Origin of the sequence: Paraburkholderia sp. A1RI_3L (genome assembly GCF_048957895.1) — a bacterium.
GTDB lineage: Bacteria > Pseudomonadota > Gammaproteobacteria > Burkholderiales > Burkholderiaceae > Paraburkholderia > Paraburkholderia kururiensis.
Genome location: NZ_JARCHA010000002.1, coordinates 660,954 through 676,707 on the forward strand (window position 1 = coordinate 660,954; position 15,754 = coordinate 676,707).

At 66.4% G+C, this 15,754-nt stretch carries 12 protein-coding genes; 9 read left to right on the forward strand and 3 right to left on the reverse strand.

From position 1 onward, the window contains the following. Positions 1–165: 165 nt before the first annotated feature. The 3 genes from PXJ20_RS09095 (at position 166) to tldD (ending at position 7,035) form a co-directional block, all read left to right on the forward strand. Positions 166–4,539 carry a YhdP family protein gene (locus PXJ20_RS09095; protein WP_421029819.1) on the forward strand — a complete coding sequence of 1,458 codons (4,374 nt, stop codon included), beginning with the start codon at positions 166–168 and terminating at the stop codon, positions 4,537–4,539. A gap of 134 nt (positions 4,540–4,673) precedes the next feature. Next, positions 4,674–5,516, forward strand: coding sequence for a carbon-nitrogen hydrolase family protein (locus PXJ20_RS09100; RefSeq protein ID WP_421029820.1), 843 nt, complete (start codon positions 4,674–4,676; stop codon positions 5,514–5,516). A 52-nt stretch (positions 5,517–5,568) separates the two neighbouring features. After that, complete coding sequence (tldD, locus tag PXJ20_RS09105; RefSeq protein ID WP_017776958.1) at positions 5,569–7,035, forward strand: metalloprotease TldD; 1,467 nt, start codon at positions 5,569–5,571, stop codon at positions 7,033–7,035. Between the two features lie 138 nt (positions 7,036–7,173). On the opposite strand, the gene PXJ20_RS09110 is transcribed toward tldD, so the two are convergent. After that, positions 7,174–7,341, reverse strand: a complete 168-nt coding sequence (locus PXJ20_RS09110; protein WP_421029821.1) for a hypothetical protein — start codon at positions 7,339–7,341, stop codon at positions 7,174–7,176. Between the two features lie 81 nt (positions 7,342–7,422). Here PXJ20_RS09110 and aroG point away from each other — a divergent pair, with 81 nt between their 5' ends. The 3 genes from aroG (at position 7,423) to PXJ20_RS09125 (ending at position 9,407) form a co-directional block, all read left to right on the forward strand. Then, on the forward strand, positions 7,423–8,496 hold the full coding sequence (aroG, locus tag PXJ20_RS09115; protein WP_017776959.1) for a 3-deoxy-7-phosphoheptulonate synthase AroG: 1,074 nt from the start codon (positions 7,423–7,425) through the stop codon (positions 8,494–8,496). Between the two features lie 221 nt (positions 8,497–8,717). Then, positions 8,718–9,059, forward strand: coding sequence for a type II toxin-antitoxin system RelE/ParE family toxin (locus tag PXJ20_RS09120; protein ID WP_421029822.1), 342 nt, complete (start codon positions 8,718–8,720; stop codon positions 9,057–9,059). Positions 9,060–9,074: 15 nt separating this feature from the next. Next, positions 9,075–9,407, forward strand: coding sequence for a helix-turn-helix domain-containing protein (locus PXJ20_RS09125; protein WP_026121882.1), 333 nt, complete (start codon positions 9,075–9,077; stop codon positions 9,405–9,407). A gap of 30 nt (positions 9,408–9,437) precedes the next feature. Here the strand turns inward: PXJ20_RS09125 and hmpA are convergent, their stop codons facing one another. Next, entirely contained in the window at positions 9,438–10,799 is a 1,362-nt protein-coding gene (gene hmpA, locus PXJ20_RS09130) for an NO-inducible flavohemoprotein (protein WP_338049070.1), read from the reverse strand. Continuing rightward, a complete protein-coding gene (locus PXJ20_RS09135) occupies positions 10,753–11,373 on the reverse strand; it encodes a cob(I)yrinic acid a,c-diamide adenosyltransferase (protein WP_017776963.1) in 621 nt (206 codons plus the stop codon). The genes hmpA and PXJ20_RS09135 overlap by 47 nt, the downstream gene beginning before the upstream one ends. 177 nt (positions 11,374–11,550) lie before the next feature. Between PXJ20_RS09135 and PXJ20_RS09140 the strand changes: the two genes are divergently transcribed. From PXJ20_RS09140 to glcE, 3 genes are all read left to right on the forward strand, one after another. Beyond that, the gene (locus tag PXJ20_RS09140) at positions 11,551–12,975 is read left to right on the forward strand and encodes an FAD-binding oxidoreductase (RefSeq protein ID WP_421029823.1); all 1,425 of its coding nucleotides are present in this window, start codon (positions 11,551–11,553) and stop codon (positions 12,973–12,975) included. A 58-nt stretch (positions 12,976–13,033) separates the two neighbouring features. Beyond that, positions 13,034–14,527: an FAD-linked oxidase C-terminal domain-containing protein gene (locus tag PXJ20_RS09145; protein ID WP_199540203.1), complete on the forward strand. Its 1,494-nt coding sequence runs from the start codon at positions 13,034–13,036 to the stop codon at positions 14,525–14,527. Between the two features lie 134 nt (positions 14,528–14,661). Then, positions 14,662–15,750, forward strand: coding sequence for a glycolate oxidase subunit GlcE (gene glcE, locus PXJ20_RS09150; protein WP_017776966.1), 1,089 nt, complete (start codon positions 14,662–14,664; stop codon positions 15,748–15,750). Positions 15,751–15,754: the final 4 nt, after the last annotated feature.

Below are 15,754 nucleotides of genomic sequence, written 5' to 3' on the forward strand. Positions count from 1 at the left end.
GGTCACGAGCGGGTGAGGAAGACGCGTCGGCAGGCTGGCGCCGTGGTCCGCCAATCCCCGCGCCGGCGCCGATGGCGCAGGGTTTGCCGGATGTCGTGAGCCGCGCACCCGTGTGTTACATTTCGTCGTTAGACCGCAAAGCTACCATACCGCCCCCCTCGCAGCATGTCCGAGCGAAACGAATCCGCCGGTCCGTACGAAGCCGGACAGGCCAGCCGGGCGAACGGACGCGTCCCCGTCGAGCACCACCATGTCGCGCTGCGGCACACGTTGCGTGTCGTGCTCGCCATTGCGGTGGTGCTCTACTTCATCGCCGCGGCGCTCATTCTCGGTCTGCGCTACGTGGTGCTGCCGCGCATCGATACGTTCCGTCCGCGCATCGAAACGCTCGTCTCCGACAAAATTCACGCCGAACTGCGTATCGGCAAGCTTTCGCCGCACTGGCTCGGCTTCCAGCCCGGCATCGACGTCACCAACCTCACCATTCGCGACCACAACGGCCAGACCGCACTGAACGTGCCGCATGCCACGGCCACGGTCTCGTGGCTCTCGCTGGTGACGCTCGCGCCGCGCCTGTCGAGCCTGATCGTGGACCGGCCTGACGTGCTGGTTGCCCGCTCGCAAGGCGGCTCGCTCTCGGTGGCCGGCGTGCCGATTCCCTCGGCCCATACCGGCAACGACGCGTTCAGCACCTGGCTTTTGCGCCAGCAGGCCATCGTGCTGCGCGGCGGCACGCTGCGCTGGCGCGACGGGCGCCACAATGCGCCGGAAATCGCGCTGCAGAACATCCGCCTCGCCATTCTCAACGAGGGCACCGACCACCGCCTCGCGCTCCAGGCCCCGCCCGAAGGCCGGCTGCTGCACGGCCCCCTCGACTTCCGCGCGCGCTTTCGCAGCCCGCGCACGGGAGCGCCCGGCAAGCCCGTGGGCTGGAGCGGCTCAGCCTACGTATCCACCGGACCGGTGGACCTGCCCACGCTCGCCGGCTACATCGACATTCCCGTCGAGACGTACGCCGGCCGCATCGACAACGTGATCTGGGCAAGCTTCAGCGAAGGCCGCATCACGACCGCGACCGGCGTGCTGGACGGCGTCGGTGTCGCGCTGCGCGTGCATCCCACGCAGCCGCGGCTCGACATGCCGGTCGCGCACTTCTCCTGGACCATCGACGCCGCACCCGGCGACTACACGGTGAAGCTGAGCCGCCTGCGCGCCGAACTCGGCCAGCCGCCGCTCGACGACGGCACGCCCGTCTTCCGCACGCTCTCGTTTTCCACGCTGACCGGCCATTACCGCCGTCCGTCGGTCCAGCACGGGCAGATGATGAGCGTGCAAGGCGACCGCATGGATCTGGGCATGCTCTCCGAGTTCAGCCGCACGCTGCCGCTGCCGCGCCGCTTCCTCAATACGCTGGTGCGCTTCGACCCGCGCGGGCTCGTTGCCAACTACGAGATCGGCATCGAGCGGGCGCGGCCTGACGCGGGCGAAGCCGCGGCCGAGCAACGCGGCGACGGCGTGGAGCCGATCGTGCGCTACCGCTTCAAGGCGGACCTGCAGGGCATCAGTGTGGCCGCCCAGGAACCGCCGCCCGGCCTCACGGCGCGTAACCATCCGCGCGCGGGCCTGCCCGGCATCGAAAACCTGTGGGGGCACATCGACGCCGACGAAACCCACGGCAACGCCACCTTCGATACCGCAAACGCGGCCATCACGCTGCCCGGCGTGTTCGACGATCCACGTCTCACGTTCGACCGCCTGTATGGCCGCAGCGACTGGACCATCGCCAACGCCCGCGCGCCGGGCGAGAAGCGCAAAGGCTTCCAGATCAACGTGCCGGAGTTCGGCGTGGAAAACGCGGACGTCAAGGCCAGCGCCGTCGCCAACTATACGAACCCGGGCCACGGCCGCGGTGCGCTCGATCTGAAGGCGAGCTTCGACCACGCCCAGGTGAACCGCATCGTGCGCTATCTGCCCACGAGCATCAGCGAGAAGCTGCGTATCTACCTGGGGCACGGTCTGCAGGCCGGCATGTCCCGCAGCGCCACCATCGAAGTGCACGGCAACCTCGAAAAATTCCCGTACTCGCGCGACCCGACGGCGGGCATCTTCCGCATCGAGGCACCCTTCACCGGCGGCCGCTTCGACCCGTCGCCCTACCCGCCGCGCAAGCTCAAGAACGGTACGCCGAGCGTGTGGCCGGGTTTCGATCGTATCGACGGCGTGTTCCGGCTCAAGGAAAACCTGCTGCGCTTCGACATCGGGCGCGGCTACTACAAGCGCGTGCTGCTCACGGGCGTGACGGGCAAGATCGACGACCTGGGCACGAAGGCGTCGAGCCTCGTCATCAACGGCAACGGACACGGCCCGCTCGCCGACATGATCGACTATACGAACAACAGCGCGCTGGGCAGCCTCTCGAAGCACGTAGGCGAGAAGGTGGAAGCCGAAGGCCCCGCGGCGCTCGCGCTCAAGCTCACGGTACCGCGCACGCCTAAACCGCATATCGCCGTGGAGGGCGCGCTGGGCTTCCAGAACGACCGGCTTTCGATGCGCAACGTGCCGCCGCTCTCCGACCTCACGGGCAAGGTGCGTTTCACCGAGCACACGGCCGAACTGGACCGCCTCGCGGGCCGCTTCATGGGCGGCGACGTGCACGCCAACGGCGGCCTGCGCCAGGACGGCACTTATGCGTTGGACCTCGACGGCAACATCGCGGTGGACGCGGCACGCGGGCTCAACCTGCGCGGCACGGCGGCGCAGGTGCTCACGCGCATGAGCGGCACGGCGCCGTATGCGCTCTCGGTGCGCGGCGCGAAGAAGCAGTTGCCCGAGGTGTCCGCAAGCTCCGATCTGACCGACCTCGCGCTCGACTTCCCTGCCCCATTCGGCAAGCCGGCCGGTCAGCCGATGCCGCTGCGCCTCTCGTTCCGCCCCGACAACACGAAGGAAGACGATGCCCACGGCGACGAAGCGGGCAAGCTGGAGCCGAGTGGACTGCAACGCGCGGCGCTGACGTTCGGGCCGGTCGCCGCGACCTATCTGCTGCGCGCGACGCCGGGCGAGCCGCCGCAAGTCGTGCGCGGCGCGATCGGCGTGAACCGCCCGGCGGAGTTGCCGTCCGAAGGCGTGACCGCGGCCGTCGATCTCGACACGCTCGACGCCGATGCCTGGCGCGGCGTGATCGCAGCCATGCGCGGGAAGGTCCAGCAACAGCCGGTGGCGTCAGCGCCGCAAGCGTCGTCGGCATCCGCCGGACAAACCGGTGCGGATCAAAACGCTACGGCCGGCACAGCACAGACTGCACAAGCAGCGCCTGCAACAGGCCAGGCGCCGAACCAGACAACGGCAAAGACGGCAGCGCCCGCCCTGCCCGCCAGCGCCGTCGCGCAATTCCTGCCATCGCGCTTCGCTGTCCACATCGGTACGCTCACGCTGCTCAAACGCCACTGGGAAAGCGTGGTGCTGGGCGCATCCCATACCGACCGCACGTGGCAGGCGAACATCGCGTCGAACCAGGTGTCGGGCCATCTGACCTGGCTGCCGGGCGCGGCGCCCGGCGCGCCCGGCACACTGGAGGCGCGGCTCGCGAAACTCGTGGTGCCGGCCCGTGCGGAAAACGATCTGCTCGGCGAAGCGATCTCGGCGCCGGCGCAGAACATGCCTTCCATCGACCTCGTCGTGAACGAGCTGATCGTGCGAGACCGCAACGTCGGCCGGCTTGAAGTGGACGCCCGCAACCGCGAGGAAGACGGTGCGCCCGTGTGGCAACTCGACAAGCTCGACATCAGCAATCCGGCCGCCCAGCTCACGGCCACGGCGAACTGGCGCACGGCGCGCAGCTTCGGCGCCAACGCGGACGAAGACGCACCGCGTCGCACCGTGCTCGACTTCAAGCTCGACATCAAGGACGCCGGTGCGCTGCTCGAACGAGCGGGTTTGCCGCGCACGCTCAAGAAGGGCAGCGGCACGCTCTCCGGGAAGGTGGCGTGGCGCGGCGGCCCCACGGCGATCGACTATCCCACGCTCAACGGCAATCTCGCGCTCGAACTGCATCATGGGCAGATCCTGAAAGTCGATCCCGGTGTGGCGAAGCTGCTCGGCGTGCTGAGCCTGCAAAGCCTCGCGCGGTTCGTCACGCTCAACTTCCGCGACGTGATCGGCGAAGGGCTGCCGTACGAAAGCGTGACGGGCACGGGCCAGATCGAGAACGGCATTGGGCGCACCAGCAACTTCAAGATGGTCACCGCTCCGGCACGCGCCGAAATGAAGGGCACCGTCGACCTCGCGCACGAAACGCAGAACCTGCACGTCCACGTGGTGCCCACGTTGAGCGCCGGGGCCGGCGTGGTGGCGGCCGCGGTCATCAATCCACTGTTCGGCCTCGGCGCGCTCGTGGCGGACTTCGCCCTCTCCCACTCCATCTCGTCGGCCTTCGCGCTCGACTACGCGATCACCGGTTCGTGGTCGAAACCCCACGTCGAGCGGGTGCGGGGCGAACAGGGTAAGATGGACGCTCAAATGCCGGTCGCGGCGCAGTAGGCCGCAAGCGCCACGCCCACCGGGGCTTTCGCCCGGCACCCGGCCTCTGGGCTTTCAGGAAATTCAGCAGATTACGCGCACGGCGGCACCCGCTTTTTTCGTGGGACGTTGCAGTGCCGGGGGTTGTCAGGTTGATGAGCGATCCACACACCGGTTTGTCGTCTTACCGCGTTGCGGCGCTGCAGATGGTCAGCACGCCCGAGCGCGAGCGCAATCTCGCCGAGGCGGAACAACTGATCGCCGAAGCGGCCGCCCAAGGGGCGCAGCTCGTGCTGCTGCCCGAATACTTCTGCTTCATGGGATTCAAGGACACGGACAAGATCGCCGTGCGCGAGCCGCACGGCGACGGTCCAATCCAGCGCTTTCTGTCGGACACCGCCCGCCGCCATGGCGTATGGGTGATCGGCGGCACGCTGCCGCTCGTGGCACCGGAACCCGAGCGCGTGCTCAACACGACGCTTGTGTTCGACCCGCAAGGCACCGAGGTGGCGCGCTACGACAAGATCCACCTGTTCAGCTTCGAAAAAGGCGAGGAGTCGTTCGACGAGGCGCGCACCATCCGCCCCGGCGACGCGGTCCGCACCTTCGACGCGCCGTTCGGGCGCGTGGGACTCTCGGTCTGCTACGATCTGCGCTTTCCGGAGCTGTACCGGCGCATGGGCGATTGCGCGCTGATGGTGGTGCCCTCCGCATTCACGTACACCACCGGCCGCGCTCACTGGGAAACGCTGCTGCGCGCCCGCGCCGTGGAGAACCAGTGTTATGTGCTCGCCGCGGCCCAGGGCGGCAAGCACGAAAACGGTCGGCGCACCTGGGGGCACAGCATGCTGATCGACCCCTGGGGCGAAATCGTTGCGGTACGCGACGAAGGCGCGGGCGCCGTGGTCGGCGACATCGATCCTGCGCGCATCCAGGAAGTTCGCACGAGTCTGCCCGCATGGCGGCATCGCGTGCTAGACGAGCCGCGCGCCCGTTGATATCCCGCATATTGGCCCGAACTGTCACCCAAGTCCTTTCATTACTGCTCGCATGAACATCATCGAACCCGGCATCCGCAATCTCGCGACCGCAAAGGACGTGCTCCTCACGCCATATGGACTCGACGAAAGCGTGCTCACGCGCACGCTCGGCGAGATCTTCACGCATCGCGTGGATTACGCGGATCTGTATTTCCAGGCTACCCGTAGCGAGGCGTGGAGCCTCGAGGAAGGCATCGTCAAATCGGGCAGCTTCAGCATCGATCAAGGTGTAGGCGTGCGCGCCGTGTCCGGCGACAGGACTGCCTTCGCCTATTCCGACGACCTCTCACCCGAAGCGATTCGCCAGGCGGCCATCGCCACGCGCGCCATCGCGAAGTCGGGCGGCGGCAAGCAGAAGGTGAAGGTGGCGTCGTCGCTCACCGGCGTGGCCGGCCGCGATCTGTACCTGCCCTCCGACCCGCTCCACTCGCTCGACGCCACCGCCAAAGTGAAACTGCTCGAGCGCATCGAGCAGATGGCGCGCGGGCGCGACCCGCGCATCACGCAGGTGATGGCGGCGCTCGCGGGCGAGTACGACATCGTGCTCGTGGCCCGCAGCGACGGCGCGCTGGCAGCCGACATCCGGCCGCTCGTGCGCGTGTCCGTCACGGTGATCGCCGAACAGAACGGTCGCCGCGAGATCGGCAACGGCGGCGGCGGCGGCCGCTTCGACTACGGCTACTTCACGGACGACGTGCTGTCGCGCTACGTCGACGACGCCGTGCACTCGGCGCTCGTGAACCTGGAAGCGCGTCCCGCGCCGGCCGGCGCGATGACGGTCGTGCTCGGGCCGGGCTGGCCGGGCGTGCTGCTGCACGAAGCCATTGGCCACGGGCTCGAAGGCGACTTCAATCGCAAGGGGTCGTCGGCGTTCGCGGGGCGCATCGGCGAACGGGTGGCGGCCAAGGGCGTGACGGTGGTGGACGACGGCACGCTGCCGAATCGCCGCGGCTCGCTCAACATCGACGACGAAGGCAACGCCACGCAGTGCACGACGCTGATCGAAGACGGCATCCTCAAGGGCTACATTCAGGACACGCTCAACGCGCGCCTCATGAACATGCCCGTAACGGGCAACGCGCGGCGCGAGTCGTACGCGTCGCTGCCCATGCCGCGCATGACCAACACCTACATGTTGAACGGCGACAAGGATCCGCAGGAGATCATCGCCTCGGTGAAGAACGGCCTCTATGCCGTGAACTTCGGCGGCGGCCAGGTCGACATCACGAACGGCAAGTTCGTGTTCTCGGCGTCCGAGGCGTACATGATCGAGAACGGCAAGATCAGCTACCCCGTTAAAGGCGCGACGCTGATCGGCAGCGGCCCGGAATCGCTCAAGTACGTGAGCATGATCGGCAACGACATGCGGCTCGACACGGGCGTGGGCGTCTGCGGCAAGGAAGGCCAGAGCGTGCCGGTGGGCGTGGGCCAGCCGACGCTGCGCATCGACCGCATGACGGTGGGCGGCACCGTCTGATCCGAATCTGATCCGAACCGACGCACGGTCCTTGCGCCATCGCAATGGATCGTGCGGATTTCCCGCATTTTTGCGCGGCTCGGCTTGTCAGCACCGGTTCGCCGGGTTATAAAGCTCAACACTTTCAACGCACGTACTTCACGCATCCAGCGTTTCCTCACGATCATGTCCGCCCGGTTTTACTTTTATTTCTTTTGGTATCTCAGGCCGCTGGCGGATCGAGAGGGGTGTTAGCGCACGAAAGTCACCCGAAATTCCCGAAAAACCGCCAGCCAGTCTGGCGGTTTTTTTTTTCGCCTCATGCATTGACCGCAAGACCTTTCGAATTCGTCTGTAGCCGCATCAAAGACTGCGCAGACACGCTACGAAGAGAATCAGGAGAAAACCATGCCCCCGTACAACACCGACGACGTGCGCATCCGCGAACTCAAGGAACTCGTCCCGCCGGCCCACCTCATCCGCGAATTCCCGTGCACGGAAACGGTTGCCGACCTCATCTACAACGCGCGGCAGTCCATGCATCGCATCCTGCATGGCATGGATGACCGGCTCATCGTCATCATCGGGCCGTGCTCGATCCACGACACGCGCGCGGCCCTCGAATACGCTGGGCGACTCGTGAAGGAGCGCAAGCGCTTCGCGAGCGAACTCGAAATCGTGATGCGCGTGTACTTCGAGAAGCCGCGCACGACGGTGGGCTGGAAAGGCCTCATCAACGACCCGTACCTCGACAACAGCTTCAAGATCAACGACGGCCTGCGCACCGCGCGCGAACTGCTCATGCAGATCAACGAACTCGGACTGCCCGCGGGCACCGAATACCTCGACATGATCAGCCCGCAGTACATCGCCGACCTGATCTCCTGGGGCGCGATCGGCGCGCGCACGACCGAGTCGCAGGTGCACCGCGAGCTGGCCTCCGGCCTGTCGTGCCCGGTCGGCTTCAAAAACGGTACGGACGGCAACGTGAAGATCGCGGTCGACGCAATCAAGGCCGCGTCGCAGCCGCACCATTTCCTCTCGGTGACGAAGGGCGGCCACTCGGCCATCGTCTCGACGGCCGGCAACGAGGACTGCCACGTCATTCTGCGCGGCGGCAAGGCGCCGAACTACGACGCGCAAAGCGTGGACGCGGCATGCAGCGACATCGGCAAAGCCGGCCTCGCCGCGCGCCTCATGATCGACGCGAGCCACGCCAACAGCTCGAAGAAGCACGAGAACCAGATTCCGGTGTGCGCTGATATCGGCCGCCAGATTGCCGGCGGCGACGAGCGCATTGTCGGCGTGATGGTGGAGTCGCATCTGGTCGCGGGGCGCCAGGACCTCAAGGAAGGTTGCGCGCTCACCTACGGCCAGAGCATCACGGACGCTTGCATCGGCTGGGACGAAAGTGTCGGCGTGCTCGAAGGCCTCGCCGAAGCGGTACGACAGCGACGCGCAGCCCGCGGCAGCGGGAACTGAGCGTGGCCAGACGAGTTCGGACGTAACTGCGCAACCGGCTGATTCGAGCGACGGTGGGCAGCAGCAGGAGCCCGGCACAAAGGTGCCGGGCTTTTTTATTTGGCCGTCCGGACGAATGGCCGAAGGGTGCTGAGATTCGTAAGGTGGTTGCCGTCGCGCCGCAGAACAAAACTTGTTTTACGGCGCATTCTTGTATAAAATTTTATACACGCTGGGTAACCATGATTCACGAACGAGAGATCCGCTGGGTGGGTTCGTCTTTGGACGACCTGCTCGCTTTTCCCCAGGCAGTACGCAGGCAGGCTGGCTTCGATCTTGGCAAGGTGCAGGCGGGGCTCGATCCGACCGACTGGAAGCCGTTCGAGCGCATCGGCGCGGGTACGCGGGAAATCCGTATCCGCGAACGCTTCGGCACCTGGCGGGTGCTCTACGTGGCGAAGTTCGAAGAAGCGGTGTACGTGCTTCACTGCTTTCGGAAGAAGACACCGGTTACCCGGAAGCTCGATACGGAAATCGCCATGGCGCGTTACCGCGCCGTGGCTCATCGCAGGGAGACTCAGTAAATGACCAGCAAGACCGTGAGCATCGACACCGAAATCCGGCACGTCACGAAGCCGGGCGCCAATCTCTTCCTCGAACTCGGCTTTGCGCCGGACGAAGCGAAGCGTCTCTACGCAGCATCGCAAAAGCAGATCAACGACACGCGGCTGCTCAAGGAGCAGCTCATGGCCGAACTCACGCAATGGATCGAGCAGCACCACCTGAAGCAGGCCGAGGCGGCCCAGGTGCTCATGGTGTCGCGGCCGCGCGTTTCGGATGTGGTGAACCGCAAGACTTCGAAGTTCACCATCGACATGCTGGTAGAACTGCTGAGCCGGATCGGCAAGCCGGTCCGGCTCTCAGTGGGGTGATGCAGTACCAGAACGCGGGGAAGGGAACGCTTATTCGAGCGCGCCAGAGCCGAACACTTCGGTATGGATGCGCGAAGCGTCCACACCCAGCGCCACAAGCGCGTCGCGCTGCTCGCGCATGAACGGCAGCGGACCACAGATGTAGTAGTCGGCATTCGGCAGCAGAGCCTTGTCGGCAATGCGCTTGAAGTCGAGCCGGCCTTCGAAGTCGTAATCGACGCCCTCGCGGTCAGCCGCATCCACCGCTTCGTAGAACACAGTGCGCGACACGTTTGCGTTCGACGCAGCCACACCGTTCAGCCAGGTCTTGAACGCATGCACGCGGCCATTGCGACACGCATGCACGAACGCCACAGGGCGCTGGCTGCCATCGGCCAGCAAGGTGGAGAGCATCGACGTCATCGGCGTAATGCCCACGCCGCCGCTCACGAGCACGACCGGCGTATCGGCCGAACGGTTGAGCGTGAAGTCGCCCATCGGCGCGCTCACATGCACCACGGTGCCCTCTTCCACGCCGTCGTGCAGCAGGTTCGACACGTGGCCCGGCGGCACGTCATCGCGTGCGGCCTCGCGCTTCACGGAAATGCGCAGCCAGCGGCCATGCGGGGCGTCCGAAAGACTGTACTGACGCGGCTGGTCAACGCCGAGCCGGTCCACGAAACGCATCACGCTCACATACTGGCCCGGCTGGAAGCGGCACGCGTCCGCGCCATCGGGCGGCGTCAGATAGAACGACGTGATCTCGTCGCTTTCCACTTCCTTGCGCGCCACCACGAACGGACGGAAACCGCTCCACGCCGCGCCTTCATACAGCTTCGCTTCCGCGCCGATCAAAATGTCCGCCAGTTGACCGTAGGCCACCTTCCACGCCGTGAGCGTGTCCTGATCCACCGCGTCGCCCAGCACGTCGACGATCGCGCCAAGCAGATGCCGCCCCACGACAGGGTAGTGTTCGGGACGAATGTTGAGGCTCGCGTGCTTGTGGGCGATGCGCGACACCGCAGAACCGAGCGCGCCGAGATTGTCGATGTTCGCGGCGTAGGCATAGACCGCGCGTGCCAGCGTTTCGGGCTGGCTGCCGCTTTGCTGGTGCGTCTGGTTGAAGACGTTCTTCAGCTCCGGGTGGTGCGCGAACATGCGCTTGTAGAAATGCTTCGTGATCGTGGTGCCATGCTCGGCAAGAACGGGGGCCGTAGCCTTCACGCGGGCCATCTGTTCAGCGGTAAGCGCTGTCATAGCGTGTCTCTCCTCAAAAGATGCTGACACGATACATTTTTTAGCACGAACAAAAACGAGGACATTTTGTCGCAGCGCAAAAAGCCTGAAACGTGACGCGAATCCAACATCAGCGATGTTTTTTTGCACTGCGGTCATGGCGCCACAGCACGTCATTGCCACCGTCGGCGCGATTGAGCACGCGCGCGAGCACGAACAGCAGGTCGGAAAGGCGGTTCACGTAGCGGCGCGGGACATCGTTGAGCGCCGAATCGCGCCCCTTATCCGGCTCGCCGGTCTTCGCCCCTTCCATGCCGGCGGAGTGGGACTGAGCGCCCAGCGCCACGATGGAGCGCTCGGCACGCCGGCACACCGTGCGACATACGTGGGCCAGCGCCGCCGCCCGCGATCCGCCCGGCAGGATGAACTCCTTGAGCGGTTCGAGCGTCGCGTTGTATGCCGCGAGCCAATCGTCGAGCTGCGCGAGGTGCGTGTCGGTCATCATCGTGTGGCCCGGCACGCACAGTTCGCCGCCCAGGTCGAACAGATCGTGCTGGATGACCGTCAGCGCGTCGCGCACGTCGTCGGGCAGCGCTTCGCAGAGCAGCACGCCAATCTGCGAGTTCAGTTCGTCCACATCGCCGATCGCCGCGATCCGCGCATCGTCCTTGCGCACGCGGCTGCCGTCGCCCAGACCCGTGGTGCCGTCGTCGCCGGTGCGCGTTGCGATTTTGCTGAGGCGGTTGCCCATGATGTCCTCCCCTTTGTCGATCGATGCATTGGCCAATGCGGTGCGCGACATTATAGGTTCGCCCGTGGCCCCTCTCCGTGCCGGCCAGGCGCGGGGAAGCCCGGGCGGCGGGCGCAGGGTCGATCGGCGTAAAATGAAGCAAAAGCAGAACCACTCAATCGTTATCAGGAGACACGCGTGAATCAAATCGCGCCGCCCACCTCCCTGCATCCTGCCCGTCGTCCCTTCCCCGCTGGTCTTTTTGCCGCGCTCCAGAGCGCCTTTGGCCAACGCGTGTCGACAGCCGAAGCCGTACGCGCTCATCACGGTCGCGACGAATCGCCGTTCGATCCCCAACTGCCCGACGCCGTAGTGTTCGCGCGCAGCACCGAAGAGGTTCAGACCATCGTGCGGCTGTGCGGCCAGTACGACGTGCCCGTCATTCCGTACGGCAACGGCTCGTCGCTCGAAGGTCATCTGCTCGCGGTGCAGGGCGGCGTGTCGATCGATCTCTCCGAGATGAACCGCGTGCTCTCGATCAACGCCGAAGACCTCACCGTCACCGTGGAGCCCGGCATCTCGCGCAAGCAGCTCAACGAGGCGCTGCGCGACGCGGGCCTGTTCTTCCCCATCGATCCGGGCGCGGACGCGAGTATCGGCGGCATGTGCGCGACGCGCGCCTCGGGCACCAACGCCGTACGCTACGGCACGATGCGCGAGAACGTGCTCGGCCTCACGGCGGTGCTGGCCGACGGCCGCGTCATCAAGACCGGCTCGCGCGCGCGCAAGTCGTCTGCCGGCTACGATCTCACGCGCCTCCTGGTGGGCTCGGAAGGCACGCTCGGCGTCATCACGCAGATCACGCTGCGGCTCTATCCGCAGCCCGAAGCGGTGTCCGCTGCGGTGTGCACGTTCGCGTCGATGGGCGACGCGGTGCGCGCCGTCATCGAGACCATCCAGATGGGCGTGCCCGTCGCGCGCGTCGAATTCGTCGATTCACTTGCTATCCGTTCGATCAACCGCCATTCGAACCTCACGCTGCGCGAGGCGCCCACGCTGTTTTTCGAGTTCCACGGCACCGAAAGCGGCGTCAAGGAACAGGCCGAGACGGTTCAGGAAATCGCCGCGCAAAACGGCGGCGAAGGCTTCGAATGGGCCACGCGTCCCGAAGACCGCAGCCGGCTCTGGAACGCGCGCCACAACGCCTACTTCGCGATGCTGCAACTGAAGCCCGGCTGCCGCGCCGTGACAACGGACGTCTGCGTGCCGATCTCGCGCCTCGCCGAGTGCGTGGCCGAGACCGAGGCCGACCTTGGCGCCTCGCCGCTGCCCTGCCCGATCGTGGGCCACGTCGGCGACGGTAACTTTCACGTCGCCATCCTGATCGATCCCGACAAGCCCGAGGAACTCGAGGAAGCCGAGCGCCTCAATCGGCGCATCGTCGAACGCGCGCTGCGCATGGACGGCACCTGCACCGGCGAGCACGGCGTGGGCCTGCACAAGATGGGCTTTCTGCTGGACGAGCACGGTGCCGACACGGTCGACACGATGCGCGCCATCAAGCACGCGCTCGATCCGCGCAATCTGATGAACCCCGGGAAGATTTTTTCCTGGTCGGCATGACAGCGCGGCGACGCCCCGACAACCCGACAAACCCGACACCCTCGACGCGGGAGACCTCATGAACGCACCGGGCGAACTGACAGCGGACGCGCTCGCACAACGCCAGCGCGAAGTCGTGCAGGCGCTGATGGCCGTGCTGCCGACGCACTGCCTGCTCTACCGCGAGGAAGACACGGTCGCGTACGAATGCGACGGGCTCTCGGCATACCGGCGCCTGCCGCTCGCAGTCGCGCTGCCCGAGACCGAATCGCAGGTGCAGCGCATCGTGCAGATCTGCCGGCGCCTCGACGTGCCCATCGTGCCGCGCGGCGCGGGCACGGGTCTCTCGGGCGGCGCCATGCCGATCCGCCACGGCGTCGTGCTCTCGCTCGCGCGCTTTCGCAAAATCGTCGAGGTGGACCCGTACGCGCGCACGGCCACCGTGCAGCCCGGCGTGCGCAACCTGGCGGTGTCCGAAGCGGCGGCGCCGTTCGGCCTCTATTACGCGCCGGACCCGTCGTCGCAGATCGCCTGCACGATCGGCGGGAACGTCTCGGAGAATTCGGGCGGCGTGCACTGCCTCAAGTACGGCCTCACGGTCCACAACGTGCTGCGCGTGCGCGCGGTGACGATGGACGGCGACATCGTGGAATTCGGCTCGCTCGCGCCGGACGCGCCGGGCCTCGACCTGCTCGCCGTGCTGATCGGCAGCGAAGGCATGTTCGCCATCGTCACCGAGGTCACGGTAAAGCTCATTCCGAAGCCGCAAACAGCGCAGGTCATCATGGCGAGCTTCGACGACGTCGTGAAAGGCGGTGACGCCGTGGCCGGCATCATCGCGGCGGGCATCATTCCGGCCGGGCTCGAAATGATGGACAACCCCGCCACGCGTGCCGTGGAGGAATTCGTCGGCGCGGGCTACGACCTCGACGCCGAGGCCATCCTGCTGTGCGAATCGGACGGCACCCCCGAAGAAGTGGCCGAAGAAGTGGTGCGCATGACGGCCGTGCTGCGCGAGCATGGCGCCACGCGCATCCAGATTTCGCGCACCGAAGCCGAGCGGCTGCGCTTCTGGTCGGGCCGCAAGAACGCATTCCCGGCCGCGGGCCGCATTTCGCCGGACTACTACTGCATGGACGGCACCGTGCCACGGCGCAGCATCGGGCCGCTGCTCATGCGCATCAAGACGCTGGAAGAGCAGTACCGGCTGCGCTGCATCAACGTGTTCCACGCGGGCGACGGCAACATGCACCCGCTGATTCTTTTCAACGGCAACGACCTCGACGAGTGGCACCGCGCCGAGGCCTTCGGGTCGGACATCCTCGAAACCTGTGTCGAACTGGGTGGCACGGTAACGGGCGAGCACGGCGTGGGCATCGAGAAGATCAATTCGATGTGCGTGCAATTTTCGCCCGAAGAGCGCGACACGTTCCACGCAGTGAAGCGCGCCTTCGATCCGCCGGGACTGCTCAATCCCGACAAGGGCATCCCGACGCGGGCGCGCTGCGCCGAGTACGGCAAGCTGCACGTGCGCGGCGGGCTGCTGCCGCATCCGGATCTGCCGCGGTTCTGAGCCGCAGGCTTTTGAGCCGCGGTTTTTTGCAATTGCCTGCGGCGTGATGGATCGGGGGCCGGGCTTAGGGTCGTTCCGGTTGCGGGGGCAAACCCAGTCGGTACAATCGAACGACCTACAACGAACAAAACGCCATGGAAGAGGACGACATCGTCGCGGACTGGTCCGAGCGCATCCGCTCGGCAAGCGCCCAGGGACGCGCGCTACGCATCCGCGGCGGCGGCACCAAGGACTGGTACGGCCAGGCGCTGGAAGGCGAGATCCTCGATACGCGCGCGCACCGCGGCATCGTCTCCTACGATCCGCCCGAGCTCGTCATCACGGCGCGCGCCGGCACGCCGCTCGTCGAGATCGAAGCCACGCTCGCGGAACGCGACCAGATGCTGGCATTCGAGCCACCTCACTTCGGCGCGCAGGCCACGCTGGGCGGCTGCATCGCCGCCGGACTTGCCGGGCCGCGCCGTCCATACACGGGCGCGCCACGCGACTTCGTGCTCGGCGCCGTCATCATGAATGGCCAGGGGCAGGTGCTGCATTTCGGCGGCCAGGTGGTGAAAAACGTCGCGGGTTATGACGTCTCGCGTCTGCTCGCCGGCTCGCTCGGCACCCTGGGTCTGATGCTCGAACTGTCCGTCAAGGTGCTGCCGCTGCCCAAAGCCGAAGCGACGCTTCGCTTCGACATGAACGGCACCGACGCGGTGCGCAAGCTCAACGAGTGGGGCGGCCGCCCGCTGCCCATCACGGGCAGCGCGTGGCGCAACGACACGCTGGTGGTGCGCCTCGCGGGCGCCGAGGCCGCCGTCAAGACGGCGCGCGCCACGCTCGGCGGCGAAGTGGTGGATGCTGTGGAGGCCGAACGTTTCTGGGCAGGCCTGCGCGAGCAGACCGATCCGTTCTTCACCGGCATCGCGCCGAAGTCGGCGCTGTGGCGCCTCGCGCTGCCCTCCATTGCCGAGCCGCTGCAACTGCCGGGCGCTCAATTGATGGAATGGGGCGGCGCGCAACGCTGGTGGATCACCGACACCGACGCCCAGACGGTACGCATGAGCGCGAAACAGGCCGGCGGCCACGCCACCCTCTTTCGAACCGGCCACGGCTACGACCGCAGCGCGGGCGTGTTCACGCCGCTGCCGGCGCCGGTGATGAAGATCCACCGCGGGCTGAAAGCCGCGTTCGACCCGGCGCGCATCTTCAACCGCAACCGGCTCTACCCCGATTTCTGAGCAA

Bases quoted from the DNA above. Each gene is read 5' to 3' on its own strand.
- tldD (WP_017776958.1), top strand. From the start codon at position 5,569: ATGAACATCATCGAACCCGGCATCCGCAATCTCGCGACCGCAAAGGAC.
- PXJ20_RS09110 (WP_421029821.1), bottom strand. From the start codon at position 7,341: ATGCATGAGGCGAAAAAAAAAACCGCCAGACTGGCTGGCGGTTTTTCG.
- aroG (WP_017776959.1), top strand. From the start codon at position 7,423: ATGCCCCCGTACAACACCGACGACGTGCGCATCCGCGAACTCAAGGAA.
- PXJ20_RS09135 (WP_017776963.1), bottom strand. From the start codon at position 11,373: ATGGGCAACCGCCTCAGCAAAATCGCAACGCGCACCGGCGACGACGGC.
- PXJ20_RS09095 (WP_421029819.1), top strand. From the start codon at position 166: ATGTCCGAGCGAAACGAATCCGCCGGTCCGTACGAAGCCGGACAGGCC.
- PXJ20_RS09145 (WP_199540203.1), top strand. From the start codon at position 13,034: ATGAACGCACCGGGCGAACTGACAGCGGACGCGCTCGCACAACGCCAG.
- PXJ20_RS09120 (WP_421029822.1), top strand. From the start codon at position 8,718: ATGATTCACGAACGAGAGATCCGCTGGGTGGGTTCGTCTTTGGACGAC.
- hmpA (WP_338049070.1), bottom strand. From the start codon at position 10,799: ATGACGTGCTGTGGCGCCATGACCGCAGTGCAAAAAAACATCGCTGAT.
- glcE (WP_017776966.1), top strand. From the start codon at position 14,662: ATGGAAGAGGACGACATCGTCGCGGACTGGTCCGAGCGCATCCGCTCG.
- PXJ20_RS09100 (WP_421029820.1), top strand. From the start codon at position 4,674: ATGAGCGATCCACACACCGGTTTGTCGTCTTACCGCGTTGCGGCGCTG.